The 17,908-nt window shown below is 55.0% G+C and carries 17 protein-coding genes and 1 riboswitch; of the genes, 12 read left to right on the forward strand and 5 right to left on the reverse strand.

All coding sequences use genetic code 11. The annotated features are described in order from the left end of the window. The 8 genes from tnpC to ACE5LO_RS06970 all read left to right on the forward strand — a co-directional run. A partial coding sequence (gene tnpC / locus ACE5LO_RS06935; protein WP_375519304.1) for an IS66 family transposase occupies positions 1 to 795 on the forward strand: 795 nt, incomplete at its 5' end. A 460-nt stretch (positions 796 to 1,255) separates the two neighbouring features. Beyond that, a riboswitch (cobalamin riboswitch) is annotated at positions 1,256 to 1,471 on the forward strand. 162 nt (positions 1,472 to 1,633) lie between these two features. Then, positions 1,634 to 2,626 (forward strand): ABC transporter substrate-binding protein, encoded by a 993-nt coding sequence (locus ACE5LO_RS06940; protein WP_511227992.1) that lies wholly within the window; start codon positions 1,634 to 1,636, stop codon positions 2,624 to 2,626. After that, complete coding sequence (locus tag ACE5LO_RS06945; RefSeq protein WP_375519305.1) at positions 2,623 to 3,669, forward strand: FecCD family ABC transporter permease; 1,047 nt, start codon at positions 2,623 to 2,625, stop codon at positions 3,667 to 3,669. The genes ACE5LO_RS06940 and ACE5LO_RS06945 overlap by 4 nt, the downstream gene beginning before the upstream one ends. Further along, positions 3,669 to 4,457 carry an ABC transporter ATP-binding protein gene (locus ACE5LO_RS06950; protein ID WP_375519306.1) on the forward strand — a complete coding sequence of 263 codons (789 nt, stop codon included), beginning with the start codon at positions 3,669 to 3,671 and terminating at the stop codon, positions 4,455 to 4,457. The genes ACE5LO_RS06945 and ACE5LO_RS06950 overlap by 1 nt, the downstream gene beginning before the upstream one ends. Positions 4,458 to 4,509: 52 nt before the next feature. Next, positions 4,510 to 5,580 carry a nicotinate-nucleotide--dimethylbenzimidazole phosphoribosyltransferase gene (gene cobT, locus ACE5LO_RS06955; protein WP_375519307.1) on the forward strand — a complete coding sequence of 357 codons (1,071 nt, stop codon included), beginning with the start codon at positions 4,510 to 4,512 and terminating at the stop codon, positions 5,578 to 5,580. Next, positions 5,577 to 6,128 (forward strand): bifunctional adenosylcobinamide kinase/adenosylcobinamide-phosphate guanylyltransferase, encoded by a 552-nt coding sequence (gene cobU / locus ACE5LO_RS06960; RefSeq protein ID WP_375519308.1) that lies wholly within the window; start codon positions 5,577 to 5,579, stop codon positions 6,126 to 6,128. The genes cobT and cobU overlap by 4 nt, the downstream gene beginning before the upstream one ends. Then, entirely contained in the window at positions 6,125 to 6,919 is a 795-nt protein-coding gene (gene cobS, locus ACE5LO_RS06965; protein WP_375519309.1) for an adenosylcobinamide-GDP ribazoletransferase, read from the forward strand. Before cobU ends, cobS begins: the two co-directional genes overlap by 4 nt. A gap of 52 nt (positions 6,920 to 6,971) precedes the next feature. Beyond that, the gene (locus ACE5LO_RS06970) at positions 6,972 to 8,543 is read left to right on the forward strand and encodes a cobyric acid synthase (protein ID WP_375519310.1); all 1,572 of its coding nucleotides are present in this window, start codon (positions 6,972 to 6,974) and stop codon (positions 8,541 to 8,543) included. A 414-nt stretch (positions 8,544 to 8,957) separates the two neighbouring features. Here ACE5LO_RS06970 and ACE5LO_RS06975 read toward each other — a convergent pair whose 3' ends face one another. Then, positions 8,958 to 10,649, reverse strand: coding sequence for a methyl-accepting chemotaxis protein (locus ACE5LO_RS06975; protein WP_375519311.1), 1,692 nt, complete (start codon positions 10,647 to 10,649; stop codon positions 8,958 to 8,960). A 376-nt stretch (positions 10,650 to 11,025) separates the two neighbouring features. Here ACE5LO_RS06975 and ACE5LO_RS06980 point away from each other — a divergent pair, with 376 nt between their 5' ends. Continuing rightward, on the forward strand, positions 11,026 to 12,423 hold the full coding sequence (locus tag ACE5LO_RS06980; RefSeq protein WP_375519312.1) for an L-cystine transporter: 1,398 nt from the start codon (positions 11,026 to 11,028) through the stop codon (positions 12,421 to 12,423). A gap of 98 nt (positions 12,424 to 12,521) precedes the next feature. Here the strand turns inward: ACE5LO_RS06980 and ACE5LO_RS06985 are convergent, their stop codons facing one another. After that, complete coding sequence (locus ACE5LO_RS06985; protein WP_375519313.1) at positions 12,522 to 13,610, reverse strand: M24 family metallopeptidase; 1,089 nt, start codon at positions 13,608 to 13,610, stop codon at positions 12,522 to 12,524. A gap of 196 nt (positions 13,611 to 13,806) precedes the next feature. Between ACE5LO_RS06985 and ACE5LO_RS06990 the strand changes: the two genes are divergently transcribed. Next, a complete protein-coding gene (locus ACE5LO_RS06990; RefSeq protein ID WP_375519314.1) occupies positions 13,807 to 14,310 on the forward strand; it encodes a GNAT family N-acetyltransferase in 504 nt (167 codons plus the stop codon). A 43-nt stretch (positions 14,311 to 14,353) separates the two neighbouring features. Here ACE5LO_RS06990 and ACE5LO_RS06995 read toward each other — a convergent pair whose 3' ends face one another. From ACE5LO_RS06995 to ACE5LO_RS07005, 3 genes are all read right to left on the reverse strand, one after another. Then, on the reverse strand, positions 14,354 to 14,779 hold the full coding sequence (locus ACE5LO_RS06995) for a threonine/serine exporter family protein (RefSeq protein WP_375519527.1): 426 nt from the start codon (positions 14,777 to 14,779) through the stop codon (positions 14,354 to 14,356). Continuing rightward, positions 14,779 to 15,555 (reverse strand): threonine/serine exporter family protein, encoded by a 777-nt coding sequence (locus ACE5LO_RS07000; protein WP_375519315.1) that lies wholly within the window; start codon positions 15,553 to 15,555, stop codon positions 14,779 to 14,781. Before ACE5LO_RS07000 ends, ACE5LO_RS06995 begins: the two co-directional genes overlap by 1 nt. A gap of 109 nt (positions 15,556 to 15,664) precedes the next feature. Next, positions 15,665 to 16,498 (reverse strand): hypothetical protein, encoded by an 834-nt coding sequence (locus ACE5LO_RS07005; protein ID WP_375519316.1) that lies wholly within the window; start codon positions 16,496 to 16,498, stop codon positions 15,665 to 15,667. A 281-nt stretch (positions 16,499 to 16,779) separates the two neighbouring features. Here ACE5LO_RS07005 and ACE5LO_RS07010 point away from each other — a divergent pair, with 281 nt between their 5' ends. Together ACE5LO_RS07010 and ACE5LO_RS07015 are read left to right on the forward strand one after the other, a co-directional pair. Further along, positions 16,780 to 16,905 (forward strand): hypothetical protein, encoded by a 126-nt coding sequence (locus ACE5LO_RS07010; RefSeq protein ID WP_375519317.1) that lies wholly within the window; start codon positions 16,780 to 16,782, stop codon positions 16,903 to 16,905. A gap of 97 nt (positions 16,906 to 17,002) precedes the next feature. Then, complete coding sequence (locus ACE5LO_RS07015; RefSeq protein ID WP_375519318.1) at positions 17,003 to 17,683, forward strand: serine/threonine-protein kinase; 681 nt, start codon at positions 17,003 to 17,005, stop codon at positions 17,681 to 17,683. Positions 17,684 to 17,908: the final 225 nt, after the last annotated feature.

The raw sequence follows: 17,908 nt of genomic DNA on the forward strand, positions 1-17,908 counted from the left end.
GCGCTAGAGCCCTCGGAGCAAACCCTGATCGACCGTCTGCAAGGAAAAATCGTCGTGCATGCCGATGAAACCGGATGCCGCGTTGACGGGAAGACCCAATGGATGCATGTGATCTCGGACGGGCAGCATACGTTGCTTCGCTACCACGCCCAGCGCGGGAGCAAGGCGATGGATGAGCATGGCTTTCTGCCGGACTACACGGGGACGGTGGTCCACGATTGCATGCAAGGGTATTTCAAGGATCACTACACGTTTGGTCACGCGCTTTGCAACGTACATCTGCTGAGGGAATGCAAGGGCATTGCCGAGCACGACGGCCATACTTGGGCCAAGCAGATGGGCGATCTGCTGACCGAAAGCTGGCGGCTCGCGAGTGCATCCAGACAAACGGGAATACCACTGAGCGCAGAGGTCATCCTTGAAATTCAAGCCCGATATGACGCCATTCTGGAAGCCGGTCAGCACGAATGGGCGAAAGACCCTGTAAGAGCAAAGACCGGAACACGCGGCAGAAAGATCAAGAGCAAGGCCGGCAATCTGGGTGAACGACTGTTGCTGCATAAAGCGGCCATCTTGTCGTTTCTTTGGCGACCCGAAGTTCCGTTTGACAACAACCAAGCGGAACGGGATTTGCGTATGGTCAAAGTAAAACAGAAAATCTCCGGAGCGTTTCGCACGATAGAAGGGGCAGACATCTTTGCTCGCCTGCGGAGCATCGTCTCCACATTGCTGAAGCAAGAACTTCCCGTTCTTCCTTCTCTTTCCCACGCACTTCGCGGACAACCCATTCTGTAATAGGCCTATGCAATAGACCTAAGTAGTAACGAAAAAACGTACAAACGAGAGCCTGAGCGAGCCCCCTCCCAGGCTTTTGTATGAAAAAACGTACAAACGAGAACCCGAGCGAGCCTCCTCTCAGGTTTTTGTACGAAAAAACGTACAAACGAGAACCCGAGCGAGCCCCCTCCCAGGTTTTTGTACGAAAAAACGTACAAACGAGAACCCGAGCGAGCCTCCTCTCAGGTTTTTGTACGAAAAAACGTACAAACGAGAGCCTGAGCGAGCCCCCTCCCAGGTTTTTGTACGAAAAAACGTACATATGAGAGCCTGAGCGAGCCCCCTCTAAATGTGGTCTGTCTTCTGTGAATGTACGTCGATAGACGTTTTTCTTAATTTGACGGCAGACTTGCTGGTTGTTCGGGTTGTACAGCTGCCTTTTTTCACCTATAATCACTTTGAAAAGTACGGCTTGATTAAAGTTGACAGCAGACCAGGTCAGAGCGGCGGTGAAAGCTTGAAAACCACGCTGTTCTGTTAAAAGGGAAGCCGGTGCAATTCCGGCACGGTCCCGCCACTGTGAAACGGGGATGGGCGGCGATACGCCACTGTCGCAGGTAATACTGCGGCGGGAAGGCGCCGGCCTCTAGCAATTCCCGTCAGTCAGGAGACCTGCCTGGTCCGCTTAGATCGTCGCTCCTTCGCGGAAAGGATGGCGGGTTCGCGGCAATGAATCCGCGCGGCACGGCACTTGCCTGCTGCGGATGTCGGCTGACGCAGAGCCCGGTCCTCTCATGAGGGCCGGGCTTTCTTTTGCACGGCCGGGACTATACAGAAGAAAAGGGGGGTAAGCACTGTGACTAGATCAATAAAGAGTTGGCTGACCGTGCTGCTGGCGCTTATGCTGACTGCAGCACTGGCTGCATGTGGCAATACAGGGGCAGGCAATGAGGCTGCAGGCGGCAGCGGAGCTTCTCCGCAGCAGACGGCGCCGACGGAAGAGGCGGGTGCTACGGTTTATCCGCTGACCGTCAAGGATGCGACCGGACAGGAGTTTACTTTTGAGAAAGCTCCGGAGAAGGTGATTTCCGTATCCCCGGCCGAGACGGAGGCGCTGTTCGCTCTTGGTTTGGACAAGGAGATCGTAGGTGTATCGGATTATGATGATTACCCGGAAGCGGCCACATCCAAGCCGAAGATGGGCGGCATTACAAAGCCGAATGAAGAGGCCATTATCGCTGCCCAGCCTGACATTGTTTTTACAGGCATATCGATGAGCGAAGAGGCCGTCAACAAACTGCGCGAGTTGGGTATTACCATCTTCAAGACCGATCCGAAGACGGTAGAGGACGTTATGAACAACATCACCCTGTATGGCAAAGTAATGGATCGCCAGCAGGAGGCCAAGGCTGTAACCGATAAAATGAAGGCCGATATCGCTGAGGTGCAGGAGGGCGTTAAAAATATCGGCGAGGACCAGAGACTGCGGGTTTATGTTGAATTTTCACCAGGCTGGACGGTCGGCAAGGGAGAATTTATGGACGAATTGATTACCCTGGCAGGCGGAGAGAACATCGCTTCCGACACGGAAGGCTGGAATCAGATCAGCGAGGAAAAGGTCATCGCGGCCAACCCGGATGTCATCCTGTATAGCAAAAGTGTGGTGGATGAGAATGGGCAGAGTCTGGAGCAGATCATCAAAGGACGTGGCGGCTGGAGCCACATCAACGCAATCCGCAACAACCGCGTGTTCGGTCTGGATGATAACCTGCTCAGCCGTCCGGGACCACGTGTGACGGAAGGGCTCAAGGAAGTGGCCAAGGCCATCTATCCGGAAATCTTTAAATGAACCGTAAGCTTGTTGCGTACGGCCTGGCCGGATTCGTTCTGCTGATCCTGACCGTGCTGATCTGCCTGGGCATCGGCGCCGTGCGGCTTCCTGTCCAGCAGATCGCTGGCATTCTGATGCACCACCTGCCGTGGGCCGGGATGTATATTACGCCGTTCTGGGATGCTCCGACCGAGCAAATTATTGTTAACGTGCGCCTGCCGCGCGTTCTGCTCGGCATGCTGACTGGTGCGGCGCTTGCGCTTGCAGGCGCGGCCTTCCAGGGCGTGCTGCGCAACCCGCTGGCCGATCCCTTTACCCTTGGAGTATCGTCGGGCGCGTCGGCCGGAGCGGCATTTTTGATTTACTGGGGACTTCAGTATTCGTTTTTCGGCCTGTGGACCCTGCCAATGGTGGCCTTCACCACAGGAATTCTTACTTTATATTTTGTGATCCTGCTGGCAGGGGAAGACGGAAAAATCCCCACTCAAAGCCTGATCCTGTCCGGTGTGGTCATGCAGTTCTTTCTGGGGGCGGTCGTCTCTTTGCTGACGGTCATGTCCAAGGAGACCGTCAATGAAATCCTGTATTGGACGATGGGCAGCCTCAGCCTGAAGGGCTGGGCATATCCGGGCATTATTCTTCCTTACGTCATGCTCGGGCTGGTGTTCCTGTGCAGTAAAGCCCGTGTATTGAACATGCTGGCGTTGGGAGAAAGGCAGGCAGCGTATATGGGCGTAAATGTGGACAGAACGAAGCTGTGGGTGCTGATTGCGGCGACTTTACTGACGGCGGCATCGGTATCCGTCTGCGGAGTGATCGGCTTTGTGGGGCTCGTTGTGCCGCATATGATCCGTCTGCTGACCGGACCGGACTACCGGCTGATCATTCCGCTGTCCACGCTGGGAGGTGCTATCTTCATGGTATGGGCGGATACGGCCGCACGCACGCTGCTGGCACCGATGGAGATCCCGCTCGGGGTCGTTACAGCATTTGTGGGAGCTCCGTTCTTCGCTTACCTGCTGCAGCGCAACAAGAAGCAGCGGAAAGGAGAGCTATCGTGATGAGCACACAGTTCAGGGCAGCCAGCGTGTCAGGGATGTATAAAACCTTTGGCCGGGTGCAGGCGTTATCCGATATCAACTGGGGCGCTGCCGCCGGAGAGTGGTGGGGGATCGTCGGCCCGAACGGGAGCGGCAAATCGACCCTGATCCGGCTGCTGTCCGGGGTGGACAGGCCTGATGCTGGAATCGTTCACATTCAGGGCCGGGACGCGGCTGCCTACAGACGCAAGGAACTCTCACGTATCGTCGCCGTGCTGCAGCAGGAGGGGGTGCCTCCGGTCGGGTATTCGGTCAGGGATGTCGTGGAAATGGGCAGATACCCTCATCTGGATTGGGCCGGGAAGGATGCAGACGCGGATATCGTTGAACGTGTGCTGGATCAGCTCGGGCTTGCGCCTCTGGCTGAGCGGAAACTGGACGAGCTGAGCGGAGGCCAGCGGCAGCGGGTTGCGCTCGCCAAGGTGATGGCCCAGGACCCGCAGATTCTGCTGCTGGATGAACCTACGACCTATCTCGATCTGCATTATCAGCTCCAGTTCATGGAGCTGCTGGCCGAGTGGCGGGCAAAGGCGGGCATTACCATCATTGCCGTCCTGCATGATCTGAATCTGGCGGCTCAATTTTGTGATTTTTTGCTGGTGCTGAAAAACGGCCGCATTGAGGGAGCGGGAACGGCTGCGGACATGCTCACAGAGGACAATATCTGTCGCTGGTTCGGTGTGAACAGCTATGTCATGCCCCACCCCGACAGCGCGATTCCGCAGCTCATGCTGAAACGAAGGGAATAGGGACCCAGAGACGCCCCTGTTCTTAAATACATGAAGGTTAGGAAGTGGAAGGATGAATGAAGCTCTGAAGCGGCTTGTCCAAAGCATAGCTTTGCCTGATGAGGAAGCCATGCGGCTGGCCGCAGCACATTTGGACCAATTGACCAAACCGCCGGGCAGCCTCGGGAAGCTGGAAAGCCTGGTTATTCGGACAGCCGGCATCATCGGCCAGCCAAAGCCGGATTTGGCCCGGAAGGCCGTGGTAGTTATGGCTGCGGACCACGGGGTGTGTGAGGAAGGTGTCAGCGCCTATCCTGCCGAGGTGACCCCCCAGATGCTGCTGAATATGCTGGCAGGCGGTGCAGCTGTTAATGTGTTCGCCCGCCAGGCGGGGGCTGAAGTGATTTGTGTTGATATGGGCGTAAATGCGGATATTAGCCATCCGGCTCTGCTGAACCGCAAGTTCAGAAAAGGCACGGCCAACATGGCCAAGGGTCCGGCTATGACGCGTGAGGAGGCGGAGCAGGCGATTCTGGTGGGAGCGGCTGTGGCTGAAGAGGCCTGCGAGCGGGGGATACAGCTTTTCGTCACCGGTGAGCTGGGCATCGGAAATACGACGGCCAGCGCGGCTGTGACCAGTGCATTTACTGGACTGGAGCCTTCACTTCTGACAGGACGGGGGACAGGAGTGGACAATGAGGGCCTGAGCCGTAAAACGGGGGCTGTGCAGCAGGCGCTATCCGTTAATCAGCCTGACAGAGAGGACGCCATCGACGTGCTGGCAAAGGTGGGCGGACTGGAGATTGCGGGCATGGCGGGCCTTATTCTCGGTGCAGCGGCCCGGAACTGTCCCGTCGTCCTGGACGGATTCATCTCCGGCGCGGCAGCGCTGGCAGCTAGCCGCTTGTGTCCGGCCAGCCTGGATTATATGCTGGCATCACATGTCTCTGATGAGAAAGGGCATGCTGTGCTGCTTGAAGTGCTTGGTCTGGAGCCGATGCTCCGGCTGGACATGCGGCTTGGGGAGGGTACGGGCGGCGTTCTGGCCCTGCCACTGATTGATTCGGCCTGTGCGGTGATGCGGGAGATGGCGACATTCGCCAGTGCGGGCGTTTCCGACGGAACGGGAGTGCCGGAAGCATGAAGTCGCTGATCACAGGCGGCGCGCGCAGCGGCAAAAGCGGATTTGCCGAGCGGCTCTGCATGTCACGCGCTGAAGCGGCTGTGTACGTGGCAACGGCGCAAGCCTTCGACGATGAGATGAAGGAGCGGATCGCTCTTCACCGCAGCCAGCGTGCCGAAGCCACCTATCCATGGCGGACGCTGGAGGAGCCGCTGGAGCTTCCCGCCCTGCTGGGCAGGCTTGGGAGCAGCGGCGAGCCGCCTGCGGTGCTGGTGGACTGCCTTACCTTGTGGCTGTCCAACGTCCTGCTCGCCGCCGGAGACGAAGGGGGGGCTTCTGCGCGTGAAGCGGTCGAACGTCTTACAGAGGCGGTGGCGTCCTACCCCGGCGAGCTGATTCTTGTGACCAACGAGGTTGGCAGCGGCATCGTGCCCGAGTATCCGCTGGGGCGGCTGTACCGGGATCTGAGCGGGATCATGAATCAGCGGATTGCGGGAGTGTGCGGGGAAGTATTTCTCGTCACCGCAGGTGTCGCCGTTGAATTAAAGCGGCTGGAGTACCGGTTGTGAAGCGGGGACTTGAGGCAGCGGCAGCGGCGTTCCAGTTCCTGTCACGCTTCCCGGTCAAATCCGGAGGCGACTTCTCGCCTGAACTGCTGCAGCGAAGCACTGTCTATTACCCGCTTGTCGGCCTCGCCATCGCTGCGGTAGTCTGGCCGGCTGCTTATCTGTCGGCTCTCCTGCTGCCGCCATTCCCGGCAGCCGTCCTGGTCCTGATGCTGTGGGTATGGCTGACCGGGGGGCTGCATCTTGACGGGTGGATGGATTCGGCTGACGCGCTCCTGAGCTACCGTTCCCGTGAACGAATGCTGGAGATTATGAAGGACAGCAGAGTGGGAGCGATGGGTGTGATCGCCTGCGTCCTGCTTCTGCTGCTGAAGGTTTCCCTTATTTATACGGTAATTGATGAAAAACTCTGGTCCACCGCCTTGCTGCTGCCACTGCTCTGGAGCCGCTGGTTCATGGTGGCTGCCCTGTCCAGGTGGCCCAAAGCGCGTCAAGGGGAGGGCCTGGCCGGGCAGTTTCAAACGCTCAAGGGACGTGAGGCAGGTCTTGCTGCCCTCTTAGCCGCCATGCTGAGCGTGCTGCTTGCGCTTCTGAACCCGGTTGTCCTCATGTCTCCGTTCATAGCTGCCTTCCTGGTGGTACCGGTACTGTCGTGGATCATTGGCAAATGGACAGCACAACGAATCAGCCGGCGGCTGGGCGGATTAACGGGCGACGTCTATGGCGCGCTGAATGAGCTGCTGGAGGCTCTGCTGCTGCTTGCGGTGGTACTGCTGCACAGGCTGCTACTCTAAAGGCCACAGCTTAAGTTCCGATTTGGATTTATGATAGAGGAGGGGACCTGTAATGACCGAAAAGAAAACGGCAGGGCAGCAGACTGCCGCTGTCCTGATGCTGCAGGGCACTGCCTCGGATGTTGGCAAAAGTGTAGTCACTGCGGCTCTATGCCGGATTTTCAGGCAGGATGGATACCGGCCCGCCCCGTTTAAATCACAAAATATGGCGCTCAATTCCTATGTCACGGCTGATGGCAAGGAGATCGGGCGCGCGCAGGGGGTTCAGGCGGAAGCCAGCGGCATCGAAGCAACCACTGACATGAATCCAATCCTGATCAAACCGGTCAGGGATATGCATTCGCAAATTGTGGTGCACGGGGTGCCTTATGCCCATATGAGTGCGGCCGATTACCGGAATCATTTTCTGCCGGAGGCCAAGCAGACCGTGATGGAGGCGCTGGACCGGCTGCGCAGCCAATACGATATCGTAGTGATGGAAGGCGCGGGCAGCCCGGCCGAAATCAATCTGAAGCAGCGGGATATCGTCAACATGAATCTGGCCGGTTGGGCCGACGCCCCTGTGCTGCTGGTGGCCGATATTGACCGGGGCGGGGTCTTCGCTTCGCTTGTGGGAACCATAGAGCTGTTGGAGCCGCATGAGGTGAAGCGAATCAAAGGTTTTATCATTAACAAATTCAGAGGTGATTTGTCGCTGCTGCAGCCCGGGCTGGACTGGCTGGAGGAGCGGACGGGCATCCCGGTGCTCGGCGTCCTGCCTTACATCCCGGACATCAAGATCGAGGCGGAGGATTCGGTTGTGCTGGACAAGCTGCCCAAGTCGCGCGCGCAGGGAAAGGAACTGGATATTGTGGTGATCCGCTATCCGCGGATTTCAAATTTTACAGATGTGGACGCATTGGCGCAGGAGCCGGATGTCAGTATACGGTTTGTTACGGAGCCGGGGCAGCTTGGCGTTCCCGACGCCATCATTCTGCCGGGTACGAAGGATACGATAGGCGATCTCGAAATGCTGAAGGCCCAGGGAATTCACGAGGATATCCGGATCGCTATGGAGAAGGGCTGCAGCCAACTTGTCGGCATTTGCGGCGGTTATCAGATGCTCGGAAAGCGGCTGCTGGACCCGGATGCGGTGGAAGCGGGACAGCCGCAGGAGGCGGAGGGGCTGGGCTGGCTGCCACTGATTACAACGTTTCTGAAGGAAAAACAGACCGTCAGAGTCAGCGGCACCCTTGCACCAGCCAATCCTTTGCCGCTTGCAGGCCGGACAGAGGCGTTCCCGGTGACAGGCTATGAAATACATATGGGCATTACGGAACGGATGGAGGGCCAGGACGATCTGCTGCCGTTGTTCAGCGTAAGCAGAGGTGACGGCGTTCCGTTTGAAGAGGGCAGCGCCGCAGCGGATGGCAGAGTATGGGGAACCTATCTGCACGGCGTATTTGATAATGACAGGCTGCGCCGCTCCTGGCTGGATGGCATCCGGCTGAGCAAGGGACTGTCCCCATTGGGACAAACCTTTGCCGCGCGGGAAGCGAAAGAGCACGAATTCGACCGGATTGCCGACCTGGTCCGTGCCCATGTGGATATGAAAAGAGTCTACAGCATCATGGGGCTAACGTAAGAGAGGGACTGCCCAGTCAAGTAAAGAGAATTAAACGGCATTAGGCAGTCTTTGAATTACGAAAAGAACCATTTCAGATTAAAAGAGCGAGTATCGTGGTCTAATCCCACAAAATACTCGCTCTTTCTCTCATTTCAAGGCATCACGAATGAACACCATAAGCTTGAGAACAGGGGCACTTGCTCCTGTTCCCGATCTATTACCCCATCAGAAATCGCAATACATTGGCGTTTCTGATGGGCATTTTCAAGTTGGGAGACGTACGGAGCAGCGGAGAGGACGAAGCAATTCCGGAAAAGCGGAGCGGTCGCCTTTGGCCCGAAGGGTCAACAGCGATTGTAGGAATGCTTCGTTCTCGGAGCGTCTCACAACATACGAAGAAATTGCCCCAGATCGAGCCCAATATTGCAAAATCTACAATTTGAACTTGAGCACAGCCTGCTGCAGAGCGGATGCTTCTTCGTTCAGCTTGCGTACAGTAAGGGTGTGGTCATCCATTTCGGCCAGCTGGTTCTCCGCGCTGTGTCCGATCTCCTGCAGCATTTGCTGCGCCCTGGCCGTAATTTGAGCAGTTTCCTCTACGGATGCGCTAACCTCTTCGGAGCCTGCAGATACCTCTTCAGTCGCGGCAGATACGGCCTGAATAGTCAGATTGACATTCTGGATCAGATCCATCAGCTCGTTGAAGGCTGCACCGGCCCGCTGTACCAATTCGGTCCCGGATACAATTTCGGTATTTACCCGATTCATGGAATCGACGGACTTTTGCGAATCTTCCTGAAGTGTGAGCAGGTAGTCGGAAATTTGCTGTGTCGCGGTTTTTGACTGGTCCGCCAGCTTGCGCACCTCTCCTGCCACCACGGCGAAGCCCCGTCCATGTTCGCCGGCGCGTGCGGCTTCTATGGAGGCGTTCAGGGACAGCATCTGAATCTGCTTCGTGATCTCAAAGATAGAGGATACGACCTCGCCGATCACTTCCGAGCGTTCGTTCATCGTGCTTACATACCTCAAAGATTCCTCAGCGGCTTGTCCGACAAGATTCATCTGTGAAACCGCGTTTTGGGCCAGTGTATTTCCGCCTACCGCCTCATCGGCGGCTCTGCTGATCTGGTCCGATACCTCACCGGACGATGCAGCGATATGCTGAATCCCCTGTGTAATCTCTTCCATTGCGCGCGCATTTTCGGAGGCAGCGGTGGCAATCGTTACGCTGCCTTTCGCCACCTCCTCGGCGGAGCGGGCAGACTGCTGTGTGGTACCGCTGATGGTGTCCACCCGGTGCAGCAGCTCGTGAGATCCCTCAACAACAGCATTCGAGGTGGATAATACTTGTCCGATCATTTCTTTCAGATTGGCGGTCATTTTCCGGAAGCTTCCGGCCAACTGCGCGATTTCGTCCTGCCCCCGGATGTGCAATTCACGGGACAGATCTCCTGCGGCGATTTGTTCGCTATGCTTCAGGAGCTCGGCAATCGGACGGGTGATTTTGCGGACCGTCAGTGTGGATACAACCCAGCCTGCTGCAATGACCCCAACCGTAATCAACAGGCAAATCCAGAAGATCTGGTTGGATTTCTGTTCGATGAAGCCTACATCCGTGTTCACAGCCACAATCAAATTGCTTCCCGGAATCGAGTAAAAGGCTGTCTTATGTACCCCGTACTGATCCTTGTACACGCCGCTGATTTGTCTCTCATGGCTGTCTATAGCCAGCTGCATTTCATTCATGAAAGGCAGCTTGTCCCCAATCTGATAAGCAGATTTGGCATTGCGGGCGACAACGGCCACCTCCTGGTCCGTAATGGTCGCAAGGTAGGCGGATTCCAGCTTGAGATTGTTTACCTTTTCCTGAAGGTAAGATTCCACCGTCATGACGGCCCCGGCTCCGCTCTGACGGGCTTGCAAGGCCTGCGTGGCATTCAATTTGCTGTACAGCTCCTGAGCACCAGTTTCAAGGGATTGAACGGACTGTGGAACGACATAGCTGTTGATGATACTCATGGATACGGCATAAAAGCTGATGCTGAATAGCAGCGAAGCAGCCAGCAGGATAGCGATGTTCAATAGCTTCAGCTTGGCTGCGATAGAGCGGTTAAAGCGCAGCATAAGTGCTCTCCTTTCATATTTCTTCGGGCTAATCTGCCCATGGTAATCCTGTAGCCATCATGATTGCGGACGGATGCACGCCGCCATGCGCATGCAGTCATGCCGACAAGCATCCGTAACACTTTAGAACTAGGATAGTCCTATTTTACAAAATCAACCGCAGGTTGAATAGTAAAATCTAACTAGAATATAAAATAAAATATGAATCGAAAGTAGTAATTGACATATACATCACATGAAATAAAATAAATCATACCTGTTTGGTGGGGAATTGTGGTATAGTATTCATTGCGGCTAATTGCCCGGAAAAAAGAAAGCCGGAGGCTTAATTGTTGCAAAGCTGCCGGACAAATACAAAGAGAGAGGGGAAATCTTTATGGATACATTTCTGGTTGTTTTAAATGTTGTAGTTATGCTGGTACTGCTGGGCATTTTGTACTGGATGCAGAGAAAGCATATTTCGTTTACGAAAAGAGTATTTACCGGCCTTGGCCTCGGGCTTGTATATGGTGTCATTTTACAGCTTGTATATGGTGCAGGCTCGGATACAATAGCCAAATCGGTGGATTGGTTCAACCTGGCGGGCAATGGGTATGTCAAGCTGCTGCAAATGATCGTCATCCCGCTGATCATGGTGTCCATTATCTCGGCCATCATGAATCTGAAGGGCAAACAAAATCTGGGGAAAATGAGCTTCTCTATTATTGCGGTGCTGCTGATTACGACTGCGATTGCCGCAGCCGTCAGTATCGCGACCAGCCTGTCCTTCAACCTGACGGCGATTGAGATTAATGCAGGGGATGCCGAGCAGGCGCGCGGCGCAGCACTGGAAGAGCGTGTAGGCGAGGTAGAGGATTTGACCATCCCGCAGCAGGTGCTGTCCTTCATCCCTGCCAATCCTTTTGAAGATATGACGGGGGCGCGCAGCACCTCAACGCTGGCTGTTGTTATTTTCTCGGCATTTGTGGGCGTGGCTGTATTGGGATTGGACCGCAAGAAGCCTGAGCAGGCGCAGACCTTCCGCAATGTGATTGAGGCGGTCTACGGGGTGGTCATGCGCATCGTCACTATCGTGCTGCGTCTGACACCATATGGTATTCTCGCTCTGATTACGAAAGTAGTATCGACCACCAACCCGGATGAAATTTTAAAGCTGATCAAATTCGTGCTGGCTTCTTATGTGGCACTCCTGATCATGTTTGTCATTCACCTTGTGCTGATCGCGCTGTTTGGCTATAATCCGGTCACTTATGTACGGAAGGTTCTGCCCACCCTGGTGTTTGCCTTCACTTCCCGTTCCAGCGCGGCTACCATTCCGCTGAATGTGGAGACACAGACCCGCAAGCTCGGTGTGTCCGAGGGCATTGCGAACCTGTCCGCAAGCTTTGGCGCCACTATCGGACAGAATGGCTGCGCAGGCATTTATCCGGCCATGCTGGCTGTTATGATTGCACCGACCGTCGGCATTGATCCGACAAGCTGGGATTTCATTCTTACCCTGATCGCTGTTGTTGTCATCAGCTCGTTCGGCGTGGCCGGCGTGGGCGGCGGCGCAACCTTCGCATCCCTGATCGTGTTGTCCACACTGAACATGCCTGTAGCGCTGGCGGGGCTGCTGATTTCCGTCGAGCCGCTTATCGACATGGGCCGTACTGCGCTGAACGTCAATGATTCGATTACGTCAGGCTTGATCTCCAGCAAGATTCTCAAGGAGAATAATCAGGATGTATATAACGACCGCGGACCGGATCTGGATGCAGCGGCAACATCTTAAGCTGTAAAAAACGCTGCGGCGTTTAAGAGAAAAAGGGACTGCTCCCCGTCATCGTTGATGACTTGCGGGAGCAGTCCCTTTTCACAATCCGGCTTGTATTATGCCAAAATTTTAAGGTCTTTGGGGAAGGAGGTCAGCACCTCGACGCCATCTGCAGTAACCAGCACATCGTCTTCAATGCGGACTCCGCCTTTGCCTGCAATATAGATGCCCGGTTCAACCGTAAAGACCATGCCCTCCACCAGCGGATCTTCATTGGCGCCATGCAGGGATGGGTATTCGTGAATGCCCAGGCCGAGCCCGTGCCCTACGCGGTGATTGAATGCCGGTCCGTACCCGGCTGCTTCAACGACAGCCCGTGCAGCTTGGTCGACGGAAGCGCAGCTGACCCCAGGACGTGCGGCTGCGATCCCTGCCAGGTTAGCCTGCAGCACGGTATTATAAATTTTCTCAAGCTCGGGGGACAGGCTGCCGAAAGCAAACGTTCTGGTAATGTCGGATGCGTAGCCACCTGCGTACACGCCCATGTCGATCATGAGCAGATCTCCGGGAGTCAGCTTTTTCGTCCCTGGTTCCCCATGAGGCAGGGACGTCTTGGCCCCGAACAGCACCGTTGTATCAAATGAGGGCCCGTCTGCTCCCAGCTTCTTCATCCGGTATTCAAGCTCGGCGACCAATTCGACTTCGGTCATGCCCTCCCTGACGTGAGTCAGCCCGTCGCGCAGCACCTCCTCTACCAGATGCACGGCATGCTTCAGCCGCTGCATTTCATCAGCCGATTTTCTAACCCGCATCTCGCGCAGCACCGGTCCGAGATCTCCGTAGCTCCGTGCGCCCACCGATGTGGAAAGCGCTTCGTAGCGTGCGACGGACACATGCTCCTTTTCAATAGCGAATGCATCCATGCTGCCGCCGATGAATCCTTTGAGAAGCTCATACGGATTATCCGTGTCGGTATGAGTAACGATGCGGCTGACGGAGGAACTCTCACGGGCCTTATCTTCATCCAGCGCAGGCACGATAAGCACAGGCTCCTCCCCGCTCACGAGCAGGAGTCCGAGAAATCTTTCATGCGGCTCGCTGGCAAAGCCGGTCAAATAATAGATATGTGTGGGGTCGGTGACCAGCAGACCTTGCCATCCGTTGTTAGCCAGCGCGTTAAATAACGTATTTATTTTATCAGCCATATGATTTCTCCCTTTCCAAATTCGTTCTATATAATTATAAATCTGTCCGGAGCAGATATGCAAAAAGGTTATCTCAGATTTTGTCCGGGCATCGTGCAAAACAGATGACGCTCCCGCGGCTCCTCCTGTACAATAGGCATAATACACCGGATTGTATATTTCGGGCATTTTCAGGTCATTTTAGGAGGACATTTATATGGAACAGTACATCATCGATTTTGCCCGCTTGGAGGATTTACCTGCGATCGTCGATATCTATAATTCTACCATTCCCGGCCGGATGGTAACGGCGGATCTGGAACCGGTGACCGCAGAAAGCCGCAGACCCTGGTTTGAGGAGCATCATCCTGAGCGGCGGCCGCTGTGGGTCATGCGCACCGGAGATGACATTGCCGGCTGGGCAAGCCTGCAGTCCTTCTATGGAAGACCGGCCTATGACGGCACAGTGGAGCTAAGCATATATGTAAACGAAGCTTTCCGGGGAGCGGGGATCGGCAGCCGGCTGATACAGCATGCGCTGCAGGAATGTCGGGGGCTGGGGGTGCAGACGGTGCTGGGGTTTGTGTTCGGCCATAATGAGCCAAGCCTCGGATTGCTGCGCAAATTCGGATTTGAACAGTGGGGGCTGTACCCGCGTGTGGCCGTACTGGACGGCATTGAACGCGATCTGGTCATTGTAGGCAAGCGCGTTGAAGATTGAATGAGCAAGAAAGTCAGGGGGATGCACGTTGCATTCCCCACATTCAGAACTTCTTGACCTGCTTCAGCATCTGGTTGAATACCTCGGAGGCAATAAGACCGACGGCAATGGAGCCGGAGATCATGAGCGCCTGTGCGGCAAGCTCGGCAGCTCCGGCATATTCATGCTCCACAAAGCTGCGCATGGCGTCGTAGGCGATGCCTCCGGGCACGAGCGGAATCATGCCTGCCACGCTGAAGATGATGACCGGCATTTTATACCATCTTGCTATGGCCTGGCTTAAAACTCCGATCACTAAGGTGGCGGCAAACGTGGCCAGCAGGGTGTCCCAGCGGTCGACGGTGTAAAAGTAGACTACCCATCCCAGCATGCCGACAAAACCGCAAAGCGCCAGTGACCTGCGCGGCGCACGGAACAGAATGCCAAACGCGGCGGAAGCGATGAAGCTGGTAACGAGCTGTTCAAGGATCATAATATTCCTCCGCTCCACCAGAGAGAAAAGATTAAAGCGACACCGGCCCCGATGGCAAAAGAGGTCAGAAAGGCATCAGCCCCCTTGGACAGGCCGGATACGAGGTGACCTGCTATCAGGTCTCTTATGGCGTTGGTGATCAGCAGACCGGGCACCAGCGGCATGACAGAGCCGATGACAATGGTGTCCAGTTGGTGTCCGAATCCGGTAGTAACGAGCAGCGAGGCCGTCAGCCCGATCAGGAAGGCGGCGGAAAATTCAGCGAAAAACTTCACCTGAACGAGTCTGTGAAAATACTGTACCGCGATAAAGCCGACTGCTCCGCAGATGAAGGCCGCAGGGAAGTCGGCCCATACCCCGCGGAACATGATCATGAAGCATCCGCTGGCCGCAGCGGCCGAGAGAAGCTGCACCCATACAGAGTAGGCAGGGGGACCGTGCTCTACCTGCCTGAGCAGCTCGGCCGCCTGCCCCGGGGACAGCCCGCCTGCACTGATCCGGCGCGATATGTCGTTCACTTCAACCACCTTGTGAAGATCCGTTGTCCGCTCTAGGATGCGGATCAGCTTGGCCGGTTCCGTACCGTCCATGGAAAAGATGATCCCCGTCGGAGTGACATAGCTATGGGAGTGAAGGACGCCGTAAGCGGCGGCAATACGCGACATGGTGTCTTCCACCCTGTAGGTCTCCGCTCCGCTTTGCAGCATGACCTTTCCGGCCAGCAGACACACTTCTATGATGTCGTAACTGGAGTACTGCAATGTGTTGTTCATGAACCTATTGTAGCATGAACCGCCTCTGTCTAGACAGTGTCCGTGAAACGGAAAAAAACCGCCTGCAATGCAGACGGCAGAGTGCGAAATAGATGAGATGATGCTTTGGTCAGGATTCCATGACAACGGTATAATAGGACTCATCCAGATGGTCGGCTGCTTCGGACAGTCCCATTATCCTGAGCTGGGATGTCACGAACGCCCGCAGAAGGGAATCGGTGAACAGGTGCTTCGTCTGGGCGTCCCGCACAAAGGCAAGCCTGGATTCCACCGAGGCATTCAGAAAAAACTCCTGAATTCTCCCGCTGTCCTGATCCCAGAGCAGCATATCCGGCAGGCTAAAAGGAGTGTGGGCACGCTGCTCCGAAGAGAGCGGCACAATGCCGAGCCCGTTCAAGGTTTGTACGGCGATACTGCGGCGGCGCGTCATGCGCAGATCCTTGATATAGCGGACCATGTCTTCCATCGGATGAATGCCAAAGCGGGTCCGGAACAGCTCACGTACCATCTGCCGCCGCTCATCATACACCGGGGCCTGACGGCGTGCCAGATCGTGCAGATAGGCGTCCGTATGTTCATAATAATGGGTGAGCGGGCTATTATCCGTATAGACAATGCTCAGGAATTCATGCAGATTGCGGGCGACCAGCCATACGCCGTTCCAGTGCATGGGAGATACACAGACCACTGGAGCCTGTGCAGGATCGGCAATAGCGCCGAAATCGGTCAAAAAACCGTACTGGAGCCCGTCCACGCCCGCGCGTGCGAACGGGATAACATCCGGCGGGGTCGACATGTACCGTATCCCCCGGCCGCGCTCCATAATCAATCCCAGATCGAAATCGAGGGAGTGCCTGTTCTCTTCAAGCTCCTGTTCAAAGTCGATAAGTTCCTGGATCAGCATCGACAAGGAGCCATAGTTAAATTCAGAACCGGGCTTCATTCAAGTTCTCCTCCCTTACTGATGACATGCATTTTGTGTTCGTTGGGAGCCGGAAGGGCGGGGACCAACGGATCTGATTACTGGACCGTAACATAAAAATTACGTGAAATTATACGAATTGTAAACCAAAATTATAAAAACTGCAGAAAAATGGTAAATAAGTATCATGAAACACTTTTGTCAAATGAGTGTAAAACACCGATGATTCCCCGGGTCTAATCTAAGTTATGTGCTTCGGGGGTTGCAGGTGCACGAAGTCTTTGCAGAGGGGACAACAACATATGATATCGAAAAAATGGCACCAGGCGGTATTTTTTGACGTAGATGATACCATGTACGACCATTTGCAGCCTACCCGCGGGGCGCTTCAGCATGTGATGGAGCTGGACGATTCCTTTCCATACTGAGGGGATTGCTGCTGCCGACCTAAGAAAAACATCTATCGACGTACTTTCAAAGAAGACATACCGCGTTTAGCGGAGCACCGGAAAAGGGGAGATCGATATGAGTGAGGAATGGAGAAAGGCAGAAAGCGTTTTGCAGCGGATTGAAGTCATCGGCACCCCGGATAACACGCCTGTCACCATTAACGGTTATGCGGAAGGTGTGCACTGTATCGGCATCGGCACGGATGCTGCCGTATTTACGCTGGACTCCATGCCGGAATATGCATTCAAGATCTACTCGGAACTGGCCGCAGAGAAAAAGAGCGCCGAAGCTTCCGTTTATGAGAAGCTGCGGGGATGTCCCTCTTTTCCGGTATTTTACGGAGAAGGGGACAGATATATTGTGATCAGCTATGAGAAAGGGATTACACTGATGGATTGTCTGCTGCAGGGAATCCCCGTGCCGGAGCAGGTCATTCAGGATGTGGAGGAGGCCCGGGATTTCGTCAGATCCAGGGGGCTTAATCCGCGAGATATTCACCTTAAAAATGTGCTGCTGCAGAACGGGCGCGCCAAGGTGCTGGATGTATCCGAGTACGTCAAGGAAGGCGACGACAAACGGTGGGAGCATCTCGTATGGGCCTACCACACCTTTTATTCCGGATTTGCGGAAGCAAGGATGCCGTCCTGGGTTCTGGATACGATCAAAAATTGGTACTACCGGCTTGATAAAGCCAATCTGAATCTTGAGGAATTTGCCCAGCGGGTCAATCAGCTGTTTTCCCGCTGGATTAAATAAGCGCAACAGGATTGCTATCTAAAAGTAAGGGAGGTCTCCTTAACCGCACTGGATAAGGAGACCTTTTCTGCTGCTGGGAAAATTCCATGTCAAATTGTCAAGGAAACAGGGGATGAATATTGCATGAAGTTCATTTAACAACATACATATAATAGTAAGTTCGAGAAAAGTTTTTATGTTTTATTCTATTTTATAATTATTCTAAAAAAAGATTGATTTTTAACT

The organism is Paenibacillus medicaginis (genome assembly GCF_042138635.1).
Taxonomy (GTDB): domain Bacteria; phylum Bacillota; class Bacilli; order Paenibacillales; family Paenibacillaceae; genus Paenibacillus; species Paenibacillus medicaginis.